The organism is Tardiphaga sp. OK245 (genome assembly GCF_900108575.1).
GTDB classification, from domain to species: domain Bacteria; phylum Pseudomonadota; class Alphaproteobacteria; order Rhizobiales; family Xanthobacteraceae; genus Tardiphaga; species Tardiphaga robiniae.
The window spans coordinates 229439-251190 of record NZ_FNWZ01000001.1 but is presented as its reverse complement, the minus strand read 5'-3'; the positions used below and the strand labels follow the sequence as shown (position 1 = coordinate 251190).

Here is a 21752-nt window from a genome sequence, read left to right as displayed (position 1 = left end):
ATAAACAATCAGCCAGAATAGTTGAACGCGATCACTAAATTGTTTGCGATGACATCGCCGCATGCTGAGGCTGCTAAATTAATCCTCCTACGATTCAGTTGTTGATGGATAGATGCCGAGTTCGGCAAATAAACTCGTCCACGTCTAAAGCCTCCGTCTCTTCCCCCTCGGCCGGAACGCCGCGTTGTCCCGCTCGCGCGGCGTATGCGCGTCCTCCAGCAGGGCCATGGCTTCATCGGGGATGCGGTCGATCGTGACGCCGCCGCGGCGCATCTCCTTCAGCGCCGCGCGGATCGCGGTGTCGCGCTCGATCCAGTCCTGGCCGGTGCGCGCCGGCGCATCGGGGTGGCGGCGCGGGCGCCGGTTGCCCATGGCTTCCAGCCGCGCCATCTTCACGACCTGCATGGCCTGGATCAGCCGGTCGAGATCGACCGTGGGGCTGTTCCACAGCTCAGTGACACAGCGCTCGGCCAGCGCCTGCAGCTTCTCGCGCAGCACGCGCAGCTTCAGCCGGCGGCCGGCGCGGGCGCCCCGCAAGGTATCGCTGGCCACAGGCGCAAACGGGTGACGCTGCCAGCCGCCCTCGCGGGCCCAGCGCCCGACAGTGCCGTGGGTCGCGCCGGTCCTCGCCGCGATCTGCTTGTAGGTCAGCGTCGTCTCCTCGATCAGGCGGCGCGCCGCGGCGACCGTGGCATTGGTGTGCAGCTTCTTGCAGCCCTTGGGGCGGCCGCCCGGAACGGGAGGCGGTCCGGGATCGGCATCGACCCGAACGCGCGCCACCGTATCCGCGGAGGAGTCGATGACGCGGATGTTGGAGGGAAACAGAGGATAGGCAGGATAGCGCATGCTGACTCCCTTTAGACTGCGGTCAATCGAGATTGGAATATATACCCATTGCAGGAGAGCGCAAGCGAGGCGTGGCTGGGTGCCGGACGGGTGCGGCTGGGCTTTGGTGTCATTCCGGGACGCAAAAGCTCCGCTCGGGCTGCGGACGATTGATCGCCACGCGGATCATTTCACGCCATTTTTCGCCATTTCGTCAGCTACACTTGGCTTGATGGCCAGCGCTGATGCCAGATCGGCCTCGCTGGCGGCGAGGTCGCCCTTCAATCGTTTCACGACGCCGCGACCATATAGCGAATTTGCAAGCTTGGGATCCTTACGAAGCGCGGCCTCATAGTCAGCAAGAGCTTCGTCGAGCGAGCCCATCTTGAGATAGGTGAAGCCTCGGCTGTCGAGAACATGCGGGTCGTCTGGCTGACGCCGTAGCGCCTCGTCGCAATTGGCAAGCGCCTTGTCAAAAGCGCCCGCTATCGCCCGGTAGAGACACAGGTTATTCCAAAAGCTGACATTTCTGGAATCGCGTCCACGAGCCTGGCTAAGGTCCCGTATTGCAAGGTCGTACTGACCTGTCTTGCCATATGCGCTCGCGCGCAGTGTAAAGCCGCGAGGATTCAGCCACCTCGCATTGAGTTCAAGGGCCGCATCATGGTCGGCGACTGCGCTGTTTCGGTCTCCCTGCAGCTCATAGGCCGTGCCCCGGGCGACAAGGACAGCGGAGCATCGCGGATCGAGCTTGTTCGCCCTGCTGAAATCGTCGATCGCCCGGTCATATTCTCGTTTGTTGAGGTAAGCAGACCCTCTGAAAGTGAGCGCTCGGGCATTGCGAGGAGAGAGTTGAATAGCTCTGTCGAGGTCGTCGATGGCGTGATCATGTTCAAACATGCGCTCATAAGCCTCTCCACGCCCAGAGTAAGCGATCCAGGAATCGGGATCGAGCATGATCGCATGATTGAAATCTTCCACAGCGCGGGCGAATTCGTGGTGCCCATAATGGGCTTGGCCACGCGTGATATAGAAGATGGAGTTAGTTGGATTGCGCTTGATGGCGTCTGTCAGTTGCTGCACTGAACGCTCATAACCTTCGCCATACATATGGTCGGTGATCGTTCTAACGAACTCTCTTTCTCTTTCCGCTGCAGTGCTGGCATTCGAAGTTGGCTCGAACGGCGCTGCGGAGGCCATGCCGTGGCAGGCTGAGAGAACAAGCGTCGGCTGCGGATCGGCGGCTTGGGCGAGGTGTGCCGCTCCGCCTGCGACTATGAGCTGCGTGGACAGGATCCATGCCATCGACGTTCGCCAGATCCGCGGATGCATTGGACAAAGACCTGACCTGTTGTGGCGCGGATCACTACGCTGCATAGCTTTCACAGGCCCCCGCCGAAATGAAAGTAATATGTACCGATTTCGGGGGGACGCTCAACTGACGCTGCGCTAGGCGCCGGTCCTTGTCCGCATTCCTTCGATCCCCAACACCTTCATCCGTGACGCCAGCGTCGTCGGTTTGATGTCCAGCAGTTCGGCCGCGCCGCCGGGGCCGAACACCTTGCCCGATGTCGCGGCAAGCGCCGCGAGGATGTTGCTGCGTTCGTGATCGCGCAGTTCGGCCGACGTCATCACCGCCGGCCGGGCGTCGGACTTCACGCGATGCGAACCTGTCGCCTGATGCGGGCCGGGCGCATCGGGCAGGTCGATCCGCAAGCGGCCGTTCTGCGCCAGGATCACCGCGCGCTCGATGACGTTCTGCAGCTCGCGCACATTGCCCGGCCAGTCGTAGCGCGACAGCCGCCGCGCATCGCCCTCGGACAGGCGCAGATCGGATTTCAGTTTCTCGCTGAGCAGGAAGTGCTGCGCCAGCAGGGGAATGTCTTCGCGCCGGTCGCGCAGCGGCACCGACTCCACGGGAAACACGTTGAGCCGGAAATACAGGTCCTCGCGAAACCGTCCGCGCGCCACCTCCTGTTTGAGGTTGCGGTTGGTGGCGGCGATGACGCGGACATCGACGGAGCGGGTGCGCTCCTCGCCGACGCGTTCGAAATTGCCTTCCTGCAACACGCGCAGCAGCTTGCCCTGCAGCTCCAGCGGGATCTCGCCGACCTCATCGAGAAACAGCGTGCCGCCATCGGCGAGCTGGAAGCGGCCGATGCGGTCGCGCACCGCGCCGGTGAAGGCGCCGCGGACATGGCCGAAGAATTCGCTCTCGAACAATTCGCGCGGGATCGCCGCGCAATTGACGCGGATCAGCGGCCGGTCGCGGCGCCCGGAGGCTTCGTGGATCGCGCGCGCGATCAATTCCTTGCCGGTGCCGGACTCGCCGGTGATCATCACCGCGGCGGTGGTCGGCGCGACCAGCTTGACCTGCCGCAGCGTCTTCTGGATCGCCTCGCTCTGGCCGATGATGCCGCGCGGATTGGTCTCGATGCGGATTTCCTCTTGCAGATAGGCGTTTTCGAGTTCGAGACGCTCGCGCAGCCGATCGACTTCGGCCAGCGCGGCATGCAGCTTTTCATCGGCCTCGCGGCGCTGGCTGACATCGCGAAACACGATCACGGCGCCGACCACCATGTGGCGGTCGCGGATCGGCGTGGAGGTGTATTCGACCCAGACCGGCGAGCCGTCCTTGCGCCAGAACACCTCGTTGTCGACATTGTGCACGGCGCCGTCGCGAAACGCCGCATAGATCGGGCAGTCGTGATCCGGATAGTGGCTGCCGTCGTGATGGCTGTGATGCACGATGGGGTGGATTTCCTTGCCGACCAGTTCATCGGCGGTCCAGCCCAGCATGCGCTCCGCCGCGGGATTGACGAAGGTGGTCTTGCCGTCGGCATTGACGCCGTAAATGCCTTCGCCCGCCGCGCGCAGGATCAACTGGTTCTCGCGCTCGATGTCCTGAAACACGCGCTCGACGCGCTGCCAGGCGGCAATGCCGCCGCGCATGTGATCCTCGGCGGCGGCGTCCACATGGCGGCGGCGACGCTGCTCGAGATCGCTCATGGTGAGCAGCAGCAGCGCGCGTTCGCCTTGCGGCACCAGCGATCCCGCATATTCGAGCTGCAACGCTTCGCCGGTGGCGTGGCGCGGCGTCAGCGTGTTGGTCCAGTAGGAGCCCTTGGCCAGCACCGCCTGGGTGAACACGATCAGCGCCGGCAACTGGCCCGCATGCAGCGCGCTGATCTTGATCTGGCGCAGCAGCGCGCGGTCATAGCCGAGCAGGGTGCAGGCAGCCGGATTGGCGTCGATGATCTGGTCGGCATGGGGATCGAGCAGCAGCGTCGGCTCGACCGAATAATCGAAGGCGATGGTCCGCAAATCATGCGGCTGGGCCGTTGCAAAATCCATCGGCAAAACTCCGAAAAATCGTAATCAGGCTACGAATTTTCGTGTAGCACGAATTCTCGTAATGGCCAATGCAGGCCCGAAATGCCTGCGGCGATTGGACATTCCGGCGGGAGCGGGGATGGCACACTCCTTGCGTAATTGACCGGAGCGTCACCGAGGAGGTCACATGTCCACATTCGACAATCCGTTCGATCCCGCCCGCCGCTTGCGCGCCGGCGCCTGCAGTTGCGGCCAGCATGCCAGCCAGTCCGAACATGAGGCCACGCTGCAGCTTCGCTGCGACATTCCCGAGACCGAGGACAAACGCTACGAGGGCGTCGTCGCCTCGGCGGTGATGCGCGCGGTGTTCCCGAAGGAGGTCGCACGCCGCGCCTTCCTGAAGTCGGTCGGTGCGTCCAGCGCGCTGGCGGCGCTGTCGCAGTTCTTCCCGATCAAGACGGCGACCGAGGTGTTTGCGCAGGGCGCGGGCAAGCTGGAAAAGACCGATCTCAAGGTCGGCTTCATTCCGATCACTTGCGCGACGCCGATCATCATGGCCGATCCGCTCGGCTTCTATAAGAAGCAGGGCCTCAATGTCGAAGTGGTGAAGACCGCCGGCTGGGCCGTCATTCGCGACAAGACCATCAACAAGGAATATGACGCCGCGCATATGCTGGCGCCGATGCCGATCGCGATCTCGCTGGGCCTCGGATCGCAGCCGATCCCCTATACCGTGCCGGCGATCGAGAACATCAACGGCCAGGGCATCACGCTGGCCATGAAGCACAAGGACAAGCGCGATCCGAAGGACTGGAAAGGCTTCAAGCTCGCCATTCCGTTCGACTATTCGATGCACAACTATCTGCTGCGTTACTATCTCGCCGAACACGGCATCGATCCCGATACCGATGTGCAGCTGCGCTCGGTGCCGCCGCCGGAAATGGTCGCCAACCTGCGCGCCGACAATATCGATGGCTTCCTGGCGCCCGACAATATCTGCCAGCGCGCGATCTATGACGGCGTCGGCTTCATGCATATCCTGTCGAAGGAGATCTGGGACGGTCATCCGTGCTGTTCGTTCGCGGCGTCCAAGGAGTTCATCACCACGTCGCCGAATTCCTTCGCCGCGCTGACGCGTGCGATCGTCGATGCCACCGCCTATGCGTCCAAGGCGGAGAACCGCAAGTCGATTGCGGAGGCGATCGCGCCCGCGGCCTATCTCAATGCGCCGCCGGTGGTGCTGGAGCAGGTGCTGACCGGCACCTATGCCGACGGCCTCGGTGGCATCAAGACCGATGCCAAGCGCGTCGATTTCGATCCGTTCCCGTGGCAGTCCTTTGCGGTGTGGATGATGACCCAGATGCAGCGCTGGGGCCAGATCAAGGGCGATGTCGACTACAAGGGCGTCGCCGAACAGATCTATCTTGCCACCGACACCGCCAAGGTGATGAAGGAAATGGGCCTGACGCCACCGACGACGAGCTACAAGTCGTTCGCGGTGATGGGCAAGACCTTCGATCCGGAAAAGCCGAAGGAATATCTGGCGAGTTTTAAGATCAGGAAGGCGACGTGACGATGAACGCCGCGAGCGCTTCTTCCTTGCCTCTCCCCGCCTGCGGGGAGAGGTCGACTGGAGCGCGCGCAGCGCGTGGAAGTCGGGTGAGGGGGACTCTCCGCACGCTCCGCAGCGCGCGGAGAGTCCCCCTCATCCGACCCGGCGTCGCTGCGCTATGCCGGTCCACCTTCTCCCCGCAAGCGGGGAGAAGGCAGTGATCCAATCCCTTCGCTTCCGCGCTGCCGTCGTCTCCATCGCGATCTTCCTCGCCTTCATCGGCGTGTGGCACCTTGCCACGCGGCAGACAGCAACGGTCGGCACCATGTCGCCGGAATACGCGAAATTGATGGGCCTCACGGCGACGTCGGGCAAATCGGCGATGCCCGGGCCGCTCGATGTCGGCGCCAAACTCTGGGAGCACCTGAAGCGGCCGTTCTATGACAACGGGCCGAACGACAAGGGCCTCGGCATCCAGCTGGCTTACTCGATCGGCCGCGTCGGGCTCGGCTATCTGATCGCGGTCATCGTCGCGATCCCGCTCGGCTTCCTGATCGGCATGTCGCCGCTGATGAACAAGGCGCTCGATCCTTTCATCCAGGTGCTGAAACCGATCTCGCCTTTGGCGTGGATGCCGCTGGCGCTCTACACCATCAAGGACTCCTCGCTGTCGGCGATCTTCGTGATCTTCATCTGCTCGGTATGGCCGATGCTGCTCAACACCGCCTTCGGCGTCGCCGCCGTGCGCAAGGAATGGATCAATGTCGCGCGCACGCTGGAAGTCGGCACCTTCCGCCGCGCCTTCACCGTCATTCTTCCTGCGGCCGCGCCGACCATCCTCACCGGCATGCGCATCTCCATCGGCATCGCGTGGCTGGTGATCGTCGCCGCCGAGATGTTGGTCGGCGGAACGGGCATCGGTTACTTCGTCTGGAACGAATGGAATAATTTATCGATCACAAATGTGATTATCGCGATCCTGCTGATTGGGATCGTCGGCATGCTGCTCGATCAGATATTAGCGCGCTTCACCCGCATGGTCACGTTTCCGGAGTGATGCTGATGCGATTTGTAATCTTGATGAATGCCGCTCCTTCCTTACCTCGCCCCGCACAGCGAAGCGAAGCTTCGCCAGGCGGGGAGAGGTCGACTGTAATGCGCGCAGCGCGTGGAAGTCGGGTGAGGGGGACTCTCGGCAGCACGACGTCGCTGCGGCTCCCCCTCATCCCGACCTTCTCCCCGCAAGCGGGGAGAAGGAGTGGCGCGTCGCTGAAAGTATCGTCATGACCACCAAATTCATCTCCATCGAAGGCATCGCCAAGCGCTATCCGGCGTCATCAGGCAACGGCAGCACCACGATCTTCGAGGATCTGTGGCTGTCGATGCCATCGGGCGAGTTCGGCTGCATCATCGGCCATTCCGGCTGCGGCAAGACCACGGTGCTGAACATTCTCGCCGGGCTGGATGAGCCCTCTGAGGGCACCGTCATCGTCGACGGCCAGCAGATATCCGGCACCAGCCTCGACCGCGCGGTGATCTTCCAGAGTCACGCGCTGCTGCCATGGCTGACGGTCATGGGCAACATCGCCTATGCGGTGTCGTCGAAATGGCGCAAGTGGGACAAAACAAAAGTCCGCGCGCATGCGCAGACCTATATCGACAAGGTCGGCCTCACGGGCTCCGAGCACAAGCGGCCGTCGGAACTGTCCGGCGGCATGAAGCAGCGCGTCGGCATCGCGCGCGCGCTGTCGATCACGCCGAAGATCATGCTGATGGACGAGCCGTTCTCGGCGCTCGACGCGCTGACGCGCGGCACGCTGCAGGACGAGGTGCGGCGCGTGACGCTGGAGACCGGCCAGACCACTTTCATGATCACCCATGACGTCGACGAGGCGATGTATCTCGCCGACAAGATCTTCCTCATGACCAACGGCCCCGGCGCCGTGCTGGCGGAGATCGTCGAGAACCCGCTGCCGCGGGATCGCTCGCGCATCGATCTACACAAGCACCCGCATTATTACGCGCTGCGCAACCACATCATCGATTTCCTGGTGACGCGCAGCAAGACGTTCACCGCCACCACGCCGCACCACGACCCGCGCCATGTGCCGGTGGTCCGGCCCGCATTCCCCGAGGCGCCAACGATGCCGTCTCTTCACAGCGCGACGCGCTAGCCGCGTCACCCGAAGCCTCACGACCGAAGGAGAACCATCATGCTGCGATCCGACCTCACCGAAAAGCTGCTCGATATCAAGCGCGAGAAGGAATGGACCTGGAAATATATCTGCGAGCAGATCGGCGGCTATTCCGAAGTGCTGATTGTCGGCGCCATTCTCGGCAACATGAAGCTGACCAAGCCGCAGGCGGCCAATGCCGGCGAGCTGTTCGGCCTCTCGAAGAGCGAGACTGCGATGCTCAACGAGATCCCGATGCGCGCCGAAAACGTCCAGATGCCGCCGCAGGATCCGCTGATCTATCGCTTCTACGAGATGGTGATGGTGAACGGCCCGGCCTGGAAGGCGCTGATCGAGGAGGAATTCGGCGACGGCATCATGTCGGCGATCGATTTCGACATGGTGATGCAGCGCATCGCCAATCCGAAGGGCGACCGCGTGCAGATCACGATGTCCGGCAAGTTCCTGCCGTACAAGTATTACGGCGCGACGGGCAATGTGCCGGAATATGGGTTCAAGGAGGGGTAGGAGCGACCTCAGCAGTCATCTGCTGGCCGTCACGGCTGAGTTCGTTTGGCCGCTTGATTGCTACGTTGTTAGAAGTGCAATTCCAGAGGCGAGCGTCCTTTAAACGACAAGAGCAAATATGGCGATGTGGAGGGTCTCAAATCCTACGCTTCCTCGCGTTGCTGAGATGCAACGCGAGGCGGGTCGCCAATTCTTCGTATATTGGCCTTGCCGGTCCACCGAGATTCCGCAGATGTACAACGATGAGATTACGGCTCGCCTCCGATGTGATGGCGGGCGCGTTCGATTTCGGTCTCGATGATACGTTTTAGTTCGGGATACTGAAGTTTGAAGAATTCTCGCCCTTGATTTACTCGATAGGGATCGAGCATAGCATGCACACCTTTTTCTAAGCCTTGCGGGTTAGGGTGTTGCCAGCTCTCGACCACAACAAATGCAGTAGGAACTCCGGTTGCGGAGGAGAGCTCCTGCGCGCGATGGTCAGCGCTTTTTGATGTGCAGCCAACTTTATAAACTTCGTCCTTCATTGCTAGGCAGCGCATCACATACAGAACACCATCTTTCTCACTTAACGTTGTTTTGTCTTTGTCAAGTCTTTGCGCCGCGTCGAGATACTCAGAGGCTTGCAGTTTAGCAGCCGCGATCGAAGATTTGATGTAAACAGTACGCTGCTCGTTAGGTCTGGCACGCCATTCGTCATGTGATTTAACCCAGGTTCTTCCCACGACCGAGTTTCCTTGCCGATCCGTGCCGTTTGCGTTGGGCTCCAATCGTCTCCAATAGCCTTCGGTATATACGGCTAAGTGCGGCGAAGTGTATGAGCGTACAATACTGTTCCCGGCGTCCGAAGTCTCTATCGCGCTTACGTGCTTGTAGCGTGCGCCGATCCCTTGTCCGCCTTTCTGAGTCTTAGGGCTGGGCATGCCGCTCAGCTTAACAACGCTTCTAGATATGGCTAGTTTGAAGCGAAAGTAACTCGGTAACTGGAAGAAGGCTTCCGCTAGGTTCCACATAACTGCTGCGCTTTCGACTCGTTCGCGCATTTCGGCAATTCGGTCAGCACGTTCGGAGCTCTCGGAAATACTCGAAAATATATCAGGGTCGTCGCAAAAAATTACAAAGCTATTCTCAAGTTCACTCATGTAGCAACGTGAGACGTGCTTACCCAGGTCGAGGTCTGTCTCTCCTGCAATGATCGTTCGTGCTGCAGTTGTTGTACCCTCGAGAGCCATAGGAGCCCCTGGCTTTCCGCCTGTTTTTTCTGCAACGGCGGTGAGGAACAGACGTTTCTCTGGTGGAATGTCCTTGGTATTAACTTCTGTTTGGTTTTCACAGCGATTCTGCCATTCAGTATCGGGTAGAACTTCGCCACCTAAGACAGACCAATGGATTGTATTTTCGTGTCGAACCATGGAGAATCCGGAAATAACAAATTCCCTGCCTTCTGCGGTTAGATAGGTGAAATCTCCAATCGCACCGTTCTGAGTGAAGTTGTGAACTAGTCCTTCGGCTAATTCGTGCAGGTCTCTAAGATCAAATTTGGGTGCGTTCTCGGCCGTTAGGTAATCAAAAAAATCTGGAACGCTGAAAAGGTGATCGAGCTCCGGTCGAGGCTCCGCATACGGGGCCAAAGTGCCGTTGAATAGCTTAATCGAGCAAAATGCTTCAAAGTAGTTGAAGCTGACTGGCTGAGTCATAACTCCAGACGAAGCATAGCGATTTGTGTATTCTATAGAAAATGCTCGCAAAAGTTTGTCTATAGGGAATCCAGCTCCGCTTTTTGCGATATCCCGCAGCACGCGGGAATATTTCTCACCGATTTTGCGACCTTCAGCCTTTAACTGACGGCGCTCTCTTCGAGACAGATGGCTTAATCGCGAGTCTCGCCCTCCGTCGTCGAGAAAAAAGCGGTGATCGACAGCCGCGTATGGCGGAATTTTCCTGAGTTCGTCGAAACGCTTATTTGAGCTCATGAGTATGTTCCAGCTCTAGTCCTTTAACCTCAGGTATCTGCCGAGGCCGCGATGTGGTGGTCTGGGCGGCAGTTCCGAATGTCGATGCGCTCATCCGGGTCGCGTCTACTGGAACTGTTCACGGAAATTGATGAGTTATCACAAAACCAACTAAATACCTGAATCCGGCACAAATCCCCAAGGGACCTAAATATTATCTCTTATACGTTCGGCAAATATTTGGATTGCCAATGCTTTAGGTCAGCCAAATAGTTAGCTTTGATAGCGGAGGTGCTCGCATCTACATCCTTGAATGCCCTTCCGAGCACGAGGCCGCTGTTGCAAGCCATCTTGACGGCTTCCTGCATCCAGGCGGTGAACATCGCTGGCCTTTGAAAGGGGCCGATCTTGCCTAAGTCGTTGATCGTAACAAGATGGAATCCACCCGGCGTTGCATGAGTCGCATAATGTGAAATCAAGTCGTAGGTCTTCTTGCGATTTTTCTCCTTGAAACCGTCTCGCGTATCGAGCGCGTTGCGTATTGCCCCTGGTCCAAATTCATTTCTTAACTGCTTCTCGTCAGCGGCTTTCCACAACTGGATTTGTTCAGGAAAACTGCCAAAGTAATCCACGAGAAAGTAAGTCTCTAGGAAATCCCTCAAGCAAGAAAATGCACCTTGGTAATAGCCTGCGTGTGACAGCCTTATTGATGAGGCCATTGTGTTGAACAGCCGTATACCAAAGTACTGCATCACTAGCTCGTCGTCGTTCCTGTTGATGTGGTCGTGTGTGAGAGTGAAGATCATATTCATGGCTTCACGTATCAAATGGATATGGTCGCGCAGCTCGTTGTCTTTCGCAGTTTGTTCCAGGTGCGCGACATGCAGCCGCTCTTCTTCGCAGTGCAAAGTTGACAAGTTGTCCCGCGGCGTCGCTGCATGTGTTTTGTCAACCTGGCGGTTTTGTGGGGAGTCTGGTGCCTTGTTGCATTTTCGAACGAACTGGCGCACGGCTACCGCAATTGACCGTAGCGTTTTAATGACCTGTTCCACGAACTAACCCTACGTTTTCTCTAGCTGACACTGAATGGTTTCTTGCAGCGCCGCAATCGGAATGGCGTAAAGTCTGCGGAAACTCACGCGTTGTGTGCTTCCGCTCGACTTGTAGCGCGGTGATGCGTGCGCAGAATTAGCCGCCATACGGTCTTCCACAGCAAGACCGATCAAGACACCCGCATTCGCCCGTGCGATACCCGCCGCATGAACCAGCCCATGCCGCACCGCACGCCCGATCTCGTCGCTGTCCTCGGCTGGATCGAACAGCATCTCGACGATCCCCTGAACGTCGAAACCATCGCCGCGCACGCCAACCTCTCGCCCTATCATTTCTCGCGGCTGTTCTCGGCCGCGATGGGGCGGGGCGTGATGGCGCATGTGCGCGGGCGCAGGCTTGTGCGCGCGGCGCAGCGGCTGACGGCCGATCCCGATCTGCGCCTGGTCGATCTCGCGCTCGATTGCGGCTTCGACTCGCAGGAGGCGTTCACGCGCGCCTTTGCCCGCCTGTTCGGCGTCGCGCCCGGGCGGTTTAGGCGCGGCTTCAGTGTCACTCCCATCGAAGGACAATATCCGATGACCATGCCCGATGACGTCGCCGTCGCTGTCACCCGCCTGGCGGACCTGGTGGCGCTGGATGCCTTCATCGTTGCAGGTCCTTCGGCGCGGTTCGATGAGGCGAACAAGGCCGAGATTCCGCAACTGTGGTCGAAGCTGATGGGCGCATTGCCGTTCAAAGGGCAGGCGCCGAGCTGGACCACCTATGGCGTGGTCTGGAATGTCGACCGCGCCGAAGGCAGTTTCGATTACATGGCCGGCGTCGGCGTCGCGGAAGACGCGGCGCTGCCTGAGGGCTTTGCGGCGAAGCGCATCGCGGCATCGCGTTATGCGGTGTTTCGCATCGTGCTGAACGGCGGGGCGGTGCATCCGCAGATCAAGCGCGCGATGGCGACCATCTGGGGCGAGCTGGTGCCGGCATCGCGGCTCACGGTCGTCGACCGGCCGGATTTCGAACGCTATGACAGCGAGTTCGCGCCGACCAAGAAGGGCGCGGTGATCGATTTCTATCTGCCGGTGGAGGTGTGAGGCGGCTCCGTCCTCTCCACGTCATGGCCGGGCGGCACCGCGTGTTGCACGTTGTTCTCTCCCCACGTCATGGCCGGGCTTGACCCGGCCATCCACGTCTTGGCCGCAAGATGAGAAAGGCGTGGATCCCCGGGTCATCTAGCGAAGCCGCGCTTCGCGCTTTGCCCGGGGATGACGGAGTGGGTGGGGCTAACGGCGAGCTTCACGCAGGCCGGGTGTGTGCGTGTCGCGGAGCATTCTATCTCCGCCGGCTCCCCCTTGGTCGCAGCGCCGGATGATCCCGCTCCGGCGGCGTATGCGCGGCTTCCAGCAGCGCCATCGCGTCGTCCGGAATCTGTGTCACATCGACGCCGCCGCGGCGCATCTCCTTCAGTGCGGTGCGGATCGCAGCGTCGCGCTCCATCATCTCGCGGCCGGTGCGCGCGGGCATGTCGACGTGGCGGCGCGGGCGCCGGCGGCCCATCGCCTCCAGCCGCGCCATCTTCACCACTTGCAGCGCCTGCATCAGGCGGTCGATGTCGACATCGGGCTGCGCTTCCAGCTCGCGCACGGCGCGCTCTGCCAGCGCGTGAAGCCGCTCGGCGAGTTTTCGCAATTTGAGTTTCTGCGAGGCGCGGGCGGAGGGCACCGTGTCGGTGGCGCGGGGCGCGAATAGCGGGCGCTGCCAGCCGCCGTCGCGCGTCCAGCGGCAGATCGAGGCGCGGCCGACGCCGGTTTGCTTCGCGATCTCGCCATAGGTCAGCACTGTCGTCTCGATCAGGCGGCGCACCTGCGCGCATTTGGCATCCCCATGCGGCCGCTTTGAGCCGCGCACGCGTGGGCCGCCCACAAAGGCATCCGGCGCCTCGGGCTCATCGGGCGTGACGCGAAGGCGGAGGATGGGGCCGAAGAAGGGATGGGTCATGCTAAAGAATATATACCTATACACGGGGTTGCGCAAGCCGGGCGTGCGGCGTCCGGTGCATCGCCGTCCGTCGTCGCCGATATCGTGGGAGGCGCGCATCCGGTCACTTGGCTGCACCTGTGATTGCGCGATAGGCTGGCACACGTCGATCGTGCCTGGCTCACAAAGAGAGGGCGGCGCGATGCGGAGGAAACCCGGCGGGAACGGCAGGGGGATTTCATGGCAGGTGTCGATTATCTCATCACCGCGCGCGGCGTCTCGGGCGCTGCCTTCAACGAGAATGTCGGCACCATCCGCTATCTGCGGGTGCCGACCAATGTGGCGATCCCGACGCCGGCGATGGCGACATCGAGCAAGACCGATCTCGCCAAATGGGTGAAGGAGGTGCGCGATATCGCCGACGGCGATCCCAACCAGAATTCGATCAGCGTGGCCGGCGACATCCTCGTCTTCATCCACGGCTACAACAACGATCTCGACATCATCATGAAGCGCCAGCGCCAGCTCGCGAAGGATCTCAAGGCCGAGGGCTGGAAGGGCCTCGTCATCGGCTTCGACTGGCCGAGCGACAACGAGACGCTGGCCTATTGGCAGGATCGCTCCAAGGGCGCCGAAGTGGCGGTGAAACTGGTGAGCGATTGCATCACCGTGCTGGCGCAGGGGCAGGAGAAGGACTGCGTCACCAATGTCCATCTGCTCGGCCATTCCACCGGCGCCTATGTGGCCATGGAAGCCTTCGTGCAGGCGGAGAAGGACGGCGCGCTGTTCAAGAGCAACTGGCGCGTCAGCCAGGTGGCCTTCATTGCCGGCGACGTGGCGTCGTCGAGCCTCTCAGTGAATGACTCCTGGTCGGGGCCGATGTTCAAGCGCATCCTGCGCCTGACCAACTATTCCAACCCCTATGACAGCGTGCTGGCGGCCTCCAATGCCAAGCGGCTCGGCGTGGCGCCGCGCGCGGGCCGCGTCGGCCTGCCGGCGGATGCGCATGCCAAGGCCACCAATGTCAATTGCGGGGACTATTTCGCCACGCTCGATCCGAAGAAGAGCACGTTCTTCGGCGACTTCACTCATTCCTGGCACATCGGCAACCGCGTCTTCGCGCGCGACCTCGCCATGACCCTCGAAGGCGCCGTCGACCGCGATGCGATCCCGACACGCGCGCTGGTCGGCGGCGCGCTCATGCTGCAGGACAAGCCGCGGCCGAAATTCATGGCCGACTGGGGCATCAAGGCCGCCACATCCCGCGGCGGCGCGCCGCGGGATGGCACGGGCGTGCTGAGCTAGAGCCGGGCGCGGGGCGGCCCGGCGCGGTGTCGTGCTCAACGTTTCGACTTGGCCTTTGACTTTTTGGTCTTGGCTTTGCTGGTCTTGGCTTTGTTCGCCTTGGTCGTCTTGGTCTTTGCTTTTTTGACCTTTGCCTTCGCGACCTTCTTGGATTTGACGGTCTTTGCCTTCTTGGCTGACGCGGCCTTTGCCGTCTTCTTGGTTGTTTTCTTCTTGGCTGTCTTCGTCTTCGCCTTCTTCGCTACAGCCTTCGCCGCCTTCTTCTTTTTCGGCGGACGAACCGGTTCGTCATCGCTATGGGTTGCGGCATTGACGGTCCAGTTGGACGCCGGGATCGTGAAGAACATCTCGCGGCGCCGCGACTTGAATCCGCCGGGCTTGAAATAGCTCTCCGTCCATCGGTCGTCCGGATCGAGGAACACCTTCTCCGGCTTCTCGCCTTTTTTGCGTTTGCTGGCCACGTCATTGGCGACATCGCGGAAATAGAAATGCCGGAACAGCCGGTCGAACTCGGTCATGTAGATGTCCGCCACGCGGGTCGAGCCGCGGATCAGGATCATGTTTTCGTCATTGGTGGTCAGCGACCCCTCCGAGAAATTCGCCGAGCCGGTGCAGATGAGGGGATCGTCGCTGAGGGGATCGATCAGCAGATATTTCGTGTGAACGAAGAAGATATTGCCTTCGTCGCGGGTGAGCTCCTCCTTGAGAAACCAGCGGTCCAGCGGAAATTCCTTCACCTTGCGCTTGGCGACCAGCTTGCCGTCGACCACCTTGAACTCGGCGCCCAGCACGGCGCCGAACGAAATCTGCAGGTCGCGGTCGCCCTTGAGCGCCTTGCGCTCGTCGGCGGTGGGCGGCTTCTCCTTGAGCACGAAGCGCAGGAAGTCGCGGTCGCGCGCCAGCGGCTCGATGAAATCGGCGGCGACGTTGAAGGCCGCGGTGAACATGATCGACGATGTGGCGTCGCTCATCCGGTCGGCATACCAGTTCAGCATCGACGCCGTCTGGCGCGGCGAGAAGATGCAGGTCTGCGATCCCGGCTTCACGAGCGCGGGCGGGTAGGGCGAGATCTCCGCGACGCCTTCCTTCGCCGGCTTGCCGGTTGGGTTGTCGCTCAGGATCGTCCAGTATTTCAGGTATTGTTCGGCGACGTCGCTGTCATGGACGAGGTGGCCGACATTCGACTGGCCGAGGAATCCGGACGGCGTGATGTTGGTCGAGCCTGTCCACACTTCTTGCGGCGCGTCGCCGTCGAGCTTGATGATGAACTTGTTGTGCGGGATCGGCGGCCGCGTGCGCCAGATCACCACCGGCTCGCCATTGTGCTTCGCCTTGACGTCGAGACCGGCGGCCTTCATCGCCTTGCGGTTCTTGCCCTTCTTGTCGTCATGCACGATCAGCCGGACGTCGAAGCCGTCATCGATCTTCGCCTTGAACGCCTCAATGATGGGCGCGTAGGTGAATTCGTAGACGCAGGCGCGCAGCGCCTCGCTCTTCTTCGTCGTGTCGATATAGTCCAGGCAGGCCTCCAGCAGGCCGCGCGAGAGCCAGACCGTGTGCTCGTCCTTCGGATTGTCCATCTCCGCGTCGGTCGGCTTGTGGTTCTTGAACTTGCGCGCATAGGCCTGGCTGGCAATGGCGCCGCGGTTGAACCAGATGCCGTGTTGACCGTCGTCCTCCTTCTCCGTCGTGACGGTGAAGGCGAGCTTCTCGGCGTCGCGCAGTTCGGGCGCGGTCGGATCGCCAAATACGGGGATGACCTCGAAGTGATAAGTCGTGCCGGGCTCCGCGGTGTAGTCGCTCCAGAGGAAACTCTGGATCGGAAATTTGTCGGTGAAATACTCGCCGTGCTCGGTGTCGGGCTCTGGCTCGACCTCTTCGAACACTTTCAGCGAGCGCAGGAATTCCGGTCTGCCGGCGCCCTTGGCGCGCTGGAACGCAAATCCCAGCAGCCCCTTGCAAGCTGCCTCATCGCAATTGAGGGCGATCATGATTGCGCGCGTGCCCGCGATCGCGCTCGCTTCGAAAGCTCCGGCAGACGTCGTAACGCGCATGGCCTGTCCCCCCGTTTTTCGACGTGACGCTGATGCTCGCCCAACGCCGTATTTTGGTCAACCTATAGAAGATTTGTGACAGGATGCACGTTTAAGGGGTGCGGGCGAGGGGCTGTGTGACGTCGTGCCGGGCGCGAAAGTGGACACGGATCTGCAGTCTGCGAACATGCTCGCATCATTGGAAACGATGCGTTTCCATCGTTTCCCTTTTCTTGCTCCCATTCACGGCTAAATAGGTGGTCAGCAAACCCACCCCGAGTACCCGTCCCATGAAGAACATCGGCTTTCTCTCCTTCGGCCACTGGACCCCGTCGGCCTCATCACAGACGCGCTCGGCGGGCGACGCGCTGTTGCAGTCCATCGATCTCGCCGTCGCCGCCGAGGAGCTCGGCGCCGACGGCGCCTATTTCCGGGTGCATCATTTCGCGCGTCAGCTCGCCGCACCGTTTCCGCTGCTCGCCGCCGTTGGTGCGCGCACCAAGAAGATCGAGATCGGCACCGCCGTGATCGACATGCGCTACGAGAACCCGCTCTATATGGCGGAGGACGCCGGCAGTGCGGATCTCATCGCGGGGGGACGGCTGCAGCTCGGCATCTCCAGAGGTTCGCCGGAGCAGGTGATCGACGGCTACCGCTATTTCGGCTACGCGCCCCCTGAGGGCCAAACCGATGCCGACATGGCGCGGCGGCATACCGAGGTGTTTCTCGACGTGTTGCAAGGCAAGGGCTTTGCACAGCCGAATCCCAATCCGATGTTTCCGAACCCGCCCGGCCTGCTGCGGCTCGAGCCGCATAGCGAAGGCCTGCGCGAGCGCATCTGGTGGGGCGCCTCCACCAATGCGACGGCGGAATGGGCGGCCAAGCAGGGCATGAACCTGCAGTCATCGACGCTGAAGATCGACGAATCAGGCAAGCCGTTTCATGTGCAGCAGGCCGAGCAGATCCGGCTGTATCGTGATGCCTGGAAGGCGGCAGGGCACACGCGTGACCCGCGCGTCTCGGTCAGTCGCAGCATCTTCGCGCTGGTGGACGACCGCGACCGCGCTTATTTCGGCCGGGGCAACGAGGGCGAGGACAAGGTCGGCTACCTGCACGGCACCGAGCGCGCCATCTTCGGCCGCAGCTTTGCAGCGGAGCCGGATGCACTGATCAAGCAGTTGAAGGGCGACGAGGCGATCGCGGAGGCCGATACGCTGCTGCTCACGGTGCCGAACCAGCTGGGCGTCGATTACAATGCGCATGTGATCGAGGCGATCTTGAAGCACGTGGCGCCCGGCATGGGCTGGCGGTGAGGGGCTGACGCGAAACCGAACCACACACTGTCATTCCGGGGCGTGCGCCGCCGGCGAAGCCGGCAGAGCACGAACCCGGAATCTTGACGTGTTCATCATCTCTACGTCACGGGCGTCGGTGAATGCCCCAAACGCCGGGATTCCGGGTTCGCGTGCGAAGGCGCACGCGCCCCGGAATGACGCGTGGGCGGAGGTGGCGCATCATGCGCGCCTACTTCTCAAACCCAACCTTCTTGATCAATTCGCGCGCCGCCTTCTGACTTGCAGCGATCGCATCGATATCAAGCGTATCGCTCGGAAACGCCCCCATCGCCGCCACCAGCGGTGCGCTCTCGGCACCTGCCGTCACCGGATATTCCAGTTCGGCAGCGGCATAGAGTTTCTGCGCGGCCGGCGTCACCAGGAATTCCAGAAACTTCAGCGCAGCCGCCTTATGCGGCGCGTGTTTCGCCAGCGCCGCGCCGGTAAGATTTACATGCGTGCCGCCGCCCGCGAATGTCGTCGGCACCGTCTTCACTTTATTCGCCCAGGCGGTCCAGTCCGCGCCCTCGCGACCGTCGCGCAATTGCGCCAGCGCCACGGTGTTGGCGATGCCGATGCTGCAGCGGCCTTCCGCGAGCTGACGGATGACGTCGTTGTCCTTGCCTTCAGGCGCATGCGCCAGATTGGCCTTGATGCCGCGCAGCCAGGCCTCGGTGGCGTCCGCGCCGTGATGCACGAGATAGGCCGATATCAGCGCGACATTGTTCTGATGCAAGGGCGAACGGATGCAGAGCTGGCCGCGAAAGCGGGGATCGGCGAGATCCTCATAGCGGATCGCGCCTTGCGGTGAGTCATTCCGCACCATCACCACGCGCGGACGCACCGACAGGCTGATCCATTCCCTGCCGCGCAGTTGCGGCGGGATTGCCTTGTCGAGCAGGGGAGACGTGGTCGGTTGCGACAGATCATTCGCGGCGAATTGCGAGGTCTTGTCGAGACCGATGGTCATCAGCACGTCGGCGGGGGAGGCGCCGCCCTCGGCCTTCATGCGCTTGACGAGATTGTCCTCGATATAGGTGAGCTTGACCGTGATCCCGGTCGCCGCCGTGAAGGATGCGACGACCGGTTCGACGAGCTGCGGTTCGCGGGTCGAATAGAGATTGATCTCTTCGGCGTGGCTTGGGGCCGTGCCGAAGAGGAGGAGCGACGACGCAAGCGTCAGAGCCAGCGGTAGTGCCCGAACGTTGCGTCGTCGCGATGGTCGCATTCTGTTGCCTCAGAACTTCACCGTCGCTGCCAGCGAGAAGCGCCGCGCATCGCCAAGGGCAACGTTGGGAAGGCTCACTGCCGATGGATAGTAGACCTTGTCGAAGATGTTCTTGATGTTGAATTGATAGATCACGGGCAGAGTCTGGTACTTCGTTTCGTAGGTCGCAAAGGCGTCCGCCACCGTGTAAGACGGCAACACGAAGCTGTTTGCAGCATCGCCGGGACGATCGCCGACATAATGTGCACCGGCGCCGACGCGCAGACGACCCGGCAGCATCGTGCCGAAATCATAGACGAGATACAGCGACCCGGTGTTCAGGGCGACATTCTGCAGGTGGTTTCCGGTGTATTGCGAGTCCTGCGTCAAGATCGCATCGGTATAGGCATAGCTGGCGATCATGCTCCAGCTGTCAGTCAGCTTGCCGGTAACGTCGACTTCGACACCGCGTGAGCGCGCCGCAGCCGCGGTGCGTGCCTCGTTGGTCGTGGTGACCGTATTGTATTGCGACAGCATCACGTTCTTTTTGTCGATGTCGTACAGCGCGACCGTGCCTGACAGGCGCTTGTTGATATCGAACTTGATGCCGGTCTCCCACGACACGCCTTCCTCGGGCTTCGTCTGCGAGTCGAATACCGCGCCGTTGGGAGCGATGGTCGAATTCGGCTTCAGCGATTCCGTGTAGCTGGCATAGAGCGAGACTTCGTCGGTGACCTTCAGGATCACGCCGCCGAGCGGCAGCGCCTTGTTGCCGGACAGGTCCGTATTGGCGATGAACGGATTGCGCCCGCGTCCCGCCAGCTGGTCGAATGTCATGTAACGCACGCCGCCGACCACGGCGACCCGATTGGTCAGATGCAGCGTGTCCTGGAAGAACAAGGACTGCGTGCTGAGCTTGTCGGTCTGATCGCTGTCGGTAGCGACAACGGTGGTGCCGGGCAATTGTCGATCATAAACCGGATTGAAGATGTTGAAATTCGCAGCCCCCTGCCGGACCAGATCCTTGCGGTAGATCACGCGATACTGGGCATCGCCGCCGAACAGCACTTCGTTGCGCATGCCGCCGATCCAGAATCCGCCCTGTATATAGGCGGTGCCGAAGCTGGAGGACGTCAGTGCGCCGTAGGTGCCGTCATTGCTGCGTGTCGCGATGCCAGTGGTCGGGTTGACCACCGTATTGCGCAACTGCGCAGCATTATAGGTTTCGACGTTGTAGCTATAGCCCGCATAGACCTTCCAGTCCTCGTTGATCTTTTGATCCACCGAGGCCTGGATGAGATCCGACGTGCCCCACATGCTGTTATAGGGCTCGTCGATGCGGCGTGTCGCCGGAATGGCGAACGGCGCCTTCGTCACGCTGTTGAAGGCCGTGCCGCGATCGAACGGCGAATAAAAGTCGCGATGTTCGTAGTTGATCTGAACCGTGGTCGTGTCGCCATACCAGGCCAGCGACGGCGCGTAGAGCGTCTCCTTGCGGGTGCCGAAGTTCCGCCAGTAATCCTCGTTGATGCCATAGCCGACGAAACGATAGGCGAGGCCATCCTTGCCGAGCGGTCCGGTGATATCAATGGTCGCATTGGCCCCGCTGCGCGAACCATAGGTCGCGCCTTCCAGCGTCACCTCGCCGTGCTGATACAATTCCGGCCGCTTGCTGATGGTGTTGACGATGCCGCCGGGATCCATGATGCCGTAGAGCAGCGACGCCGGTCCCTTCAGCACTTCGATACTTTCAACAGCAGGATTGAACGAGCGGCCCTGCACGATCGGCATGCCGTTGCGCATGATCGAGCCGTCGCGGTTGTCGCCGAAACCGCGACGGATCACGGCGTCCTGCGTGCCGGCCAGCGTATTGGTCTGGGTGATGCCGCTGATGTTGACCAGCGCGTCATCGAGATTGCGCGGACGCTGGTCGCTGATCACCTGCTGCGGCACGACGTTGACGACCTGCGACGTGTTGAGCGGCGACGTCGCGCCGCGCAGCGTCGTCGCATTCGGCATCGCGCGATAGCCGAGGATCTGTTCGTATTTCGCGGCGGCGGCAGCGATAGCGCGCTCGGTCGGTGTCGGCGGGGCGGGCGGCGGCGTGGCATTGCGGCGTGCGGCGACAGCTCGCGCCCGGCTCGGCGTGGCGCTCGCAGCACGTGCGGGCCGGCGCGCCTGTGTCGGCGATTCGACGGTGACCGGCGGCAGCGTCGTATTCGTCTGTGCATTGGCGATCGAGGCCCCGGTCACATAATCGCCGAGCAGGAACGTCGCGCCGATCAACCAATACGCGCGGCGCAACTTGAAGATGCTGCGTGCGTTGCTGTTGAGATTGCAATGGTTGTCCGTCGTCACGTTGTGTCGCCTTCGCGTTTGAGAAACATGCGCAGGCGATCTAGCAGTAGCTTTGAATGAAAACTTCGAATGGGAGGTTGAATCGCTCTAAAGCGACGAGATTGGCGAGCCTGTGTGTCTTCGGTGATGC

General features: G+C 61.3%; 16 protein-coding genes. 7 read left to right on the top strand and 9 right to left on the bottom strand.

What is annotated here, in order from left to right:
* Nucleotides 1-144: 144 nt before the first annotated feature.
* The 3 genes from BLW80_RS01170 to BLW80_RS01160 form a co-directional block, all read right to left on the bottom strand.
* A complete protein-coding gene (locus BLW80_RS01170; RefSeq protein ID WP_093756504.1) occupies nt 145-846 on the bottom strand; it encodes a hypothetical protein in 702 nt (233 codons plus the stop codon).
* A gap of 165 nt (nt 847-1011) precedes the next feature.
* Nucleotides 1012-2130, bottom strand: coding sequence for a tetratricopeptide repeat protein (locus BLW80_RS01165; protein ID WP_170849541.1), 1119 nt, complete (start codon nt 2128-2130; stop codon nt 1012-1014).
* A gap of 144 nt (nt 2131-2274) precedes the next feature.
* Nucleotides 2275-4179: a sigma 54-interacting transcriptional regulator gene (locus BLW80_RS01160; protein ID WP_093756502.1), complete on the bottom strand. Its 1905-nt coding sequence runs from the start codon at nt 4177-4179 to the stop codon at nt 2275-2277.
* A gap of 166 nt (nt 4180-4345) precedes the next feature.
* Here BLW80_RS01160 and BLW80_RS01155 point away from each other — a divergent pair, with 166 nt between their 5' ends.
* From BLW80_RS01155 to cynS, 4 genes are all read left to right on the top strand, one after another.
* Complete coding sequence (locus BLW80_RS01155) at nt 4346-5731, top strand: CmpA/NrtA family ABC transporter substrate-binding protein (protein WP_093756501.1); 1386 nt, start codon at nt 4346-4348, stop codon at nt 5729-5731.
* 196 nt (nt 5732-5927) lie between these two features.
* Nucleotides 5928-6767: a nitrate ABC transporter permease gene (ntrB, locus tag BLW80_RS01150; protein ID WP_093756500.1), complete on the top strand. Its 840-nt coding sequence runs from the start codon at nt 5928-5930 to the stop codon at nt 6765-6767.
* Between the two features lie 226 nt (nt 6768-6993).
* The gene (locus tag BLW80_RS01145; protein WP_093756499.1) at nt 6994-7884 is read left to right on the top strand and encodes an ABC transporter ATP-binding protein; all 891 of its coding nucleotides are present in this window, start codon (nt 6994-6996) and stop codon (nt 7882-7884) included.
* Nucleotides 7885-7923: 39 nt separating this feature from the next.
* Entirely contained in the window at nt 7924-8412 is a 489-nt protein-coding gene (gene cynS, locus BLW80_RS01140) for a cyanase (protein ID WP_092146678.1), read from the top strand.
* A 248-nt stretch (nt 8413-8660) separates the two neighbouring features.
* Here cynS and BLW80_RS01135 read toward each other — a convergent pair whose 3' ends face one another.
* A complete protein-coding gene (locus BLW80_RS01135; RefSeq protein ID WP_093756498.1) occupies nt 8661-10385 on the bottom strand; it encodes a GIY-YIG nuclease family protein in 1725 nt (574 codons plus the stop codon).
* 200 nt (nt 10386-10585) lie between these two features.
* Nucleotides 10586-11416, bottom strand: a complete 831-nt coding sequence (locus BLW80_RS01130; RefSeq protein WP_139285771.1) for a hypothetical protein — start codon at nt 11414-11416, stop codon at nt 10586-10588.
* A gap of 207 nt (nt 11417-11623) precedes the next feature.
* Here BLW80_RS01130 and BLW80_RS01125 point away from each other — a divergent pair, with 207 nt between their 5' ends.
* Nucleotides 11624-12502 (top strand): AraC family transcriptional regulator, encoded by an 879-nt coding sequence (locus BLW80_RS01125; protein WP_093756496.1) that lies wholly within the window; start codon nt 11624-11626, stop codon nt 12500-12502.
* A gap of 238 nt (nt 12503-12740) precedes the next feature.
* Here the strand turns inward: BLW80_RS01125 and BLW80_RS01120 are convergent, their stop codons facing one another.
* The gene (locus BLW80_RS01120) at nt 12741-13406 is read right to left on the bottom strand and encodes a hypothetical protein (RefSeq protein WP_093756495.1); all 666 of its coding nucleotides are present in this window, start codon (nt 13404-13406) and stop codon (nt 12741-12743) included.
* A 219-nt stretch (nt 13407-13625) separates the two neighbouring features.
* Here BLW80_RS01120 and BLW80_RS01115 point away from each other — a divergent pair, with 219 nt between their 5' ends.
* Nucleotides 13626-14690 carry an alpha/beta fold hydrolase gene (locus BLW80_RS01115; protein WP_093756494.1) on the top strand — a complete coding sequence of 355 codons (1065 nt, stop codon included), beginning with the start codon at nt 13626-13628 and terminating at the stop codon, nt 14688-14690.
* Between the two features lie 35 nt (nt 14691-14725).
* On the opposite strand, the gene BLW80_RS01110 is transcribed toward BLW80_RS01115, so the two are convergent.
* Nucleotides 14726-16744, bottom strand: coding sequence for a phospholipase D-like domain-containing protein (locus BLW80_RS01110; protein ID WP_093756493.1), 2019 nt, complete (start codon nt 16742-16744; stop codon nt 14726-14728).
* A 269-nt stretch (nt 16745-17013) separates the two neighbouring features.
* Here BLW80_RS01110 and BLW80_RS01105 point away from each other — a divergent pair, with 269 nt between their 5' ends.
* Entirely contained in the window at nt 17014-18036 is a 1023-nt protein-coding gene (locus tag BLW80_RS01105) for an LLM class flavin-dependent oxidoreductase (protein WP_093756492.1), read from the top strand.
* Between the two features lie 211 nt (nt 18037-18247).
* On the opposite strand, the gene BLW80_RS01100 is transcribed toward BLW80_RS01105, so the two are convergent.
* Nucleotides 18248-19285: an extracellular solute-binding protein gene (locus BLW80_RS01100; RefSeq protein ID WP_093756491.1), complete on the bottom strand. Its 1038-nt coding sequence runs from the start codon at nt 19283-19285 to the stop codon at nt 18248-18250.
* Between the two features lie 9 nt (nt 19286-19294).
* Nucleotides 19295-21622: a TonB-dependent siderophore receptor gene (locus BLW80_RS01095; RefSeq protein ID WP_439061771.1), complete on the bottom strand. Its 2328-nt coding sequence runs from the start codon at nt 21620-21622 to the stop codon at nt 19295-19297.
* Nucleotides 21623-21752: the final 130 nt, after the last annotated feature.

Bases quoted from the DNA above. Each gene is read 5' to 3' on its own strand.
- BLW80_RS01170 (WP_093756504.1), bottom strand. From the start codon at position 846: ATGCGCTATCCTGCCTATCCTCTGTTTCCCTCCAACATCCGCGTCATC.
- BLW80_RS01165 (WP_170849541.1), bottom strand. From the start codon at position 2,130: ATGGCATGGATCCTGTCCACGCAGCTCATAGTCGCAGGCGGAGCGGCA.
- BLW80_RS01160 (WP_093756502.1), bottom strand. From the start codon at position 4,179: ATGGATTTTGCAACGGCCCAGCCGCATGATTTGCGGACCATCGCCTTC.
- BLW80_RS01155 (WP_093756501.1), top strand. From the start codon at position 4,346: ATGTCCACATTCGACAATCCGTTCGATCCCGCCCGCCGCTTGCGCGCC.
- BLW80_RS01145 (WP_093756499.1), top strand. From the start codon at position 6,994: ATGACCACCAAATTCATCTCCATCGAAGGCATCGCCAAGCGCTATCCG.
- cynS (WP_092146678.1), top strand. From the start codon at position 7,924: ATGCTGCGATCCGACCTCACCGAAAAGCTGCTCGATATCAAGCGCGAG.
- BLW80_RS01135 (WP_093756498.1), bottom strand. From the start codon at position 10,385: ATGAGCTCAAATAAGCGTTTCGACGAACTCAGGAAAATTCCGCCATAC.
- BLW80_RS01125 (WP_093756496.1), top strand. From the start codon at position 11,624: ATGAACCAGCCCATGCCGCACCGCACGCCCGATCTCGTCGCTGTCCTC.
- BLW80_RS01120 (WP_093756495.1), bottom strand. From the start codon at position 13,406: ATGACCCATCCCTTCTTCGGCCCCATCCTCCGCCTTCGCGTCACGCCC.
- BLW80_RS01115 (WP_093756494.1), top strand. From the start codon at position 13,626: ATGGCAGGTGTCGATTATCTCATCACCGCGCGCGGCGTCTCGGGCGCT.
- BLW80_RS01110 (WP_093756493.1), bottom strand. From the start codon at position 16,744: ATGCGCGTTACGACGTCTGCCGGAGCTTTCGAAGCGAGCGCGATCGCG.
- BLW80_RS01105 (WP_093756492.1), top strand. From the start codon at position 17,014: ATGAAGAACATCGGCTTTCTCTCCTTCGGCCACTGGACCCCGTCGGCC.
- BLW80_RS01100 (WP_093756491.1), bottom strand. From the start codon at position 19,285: ATGCGACCATCGCGACGACGCAACGTTCGGGCACTACCGCTGGCTCTG.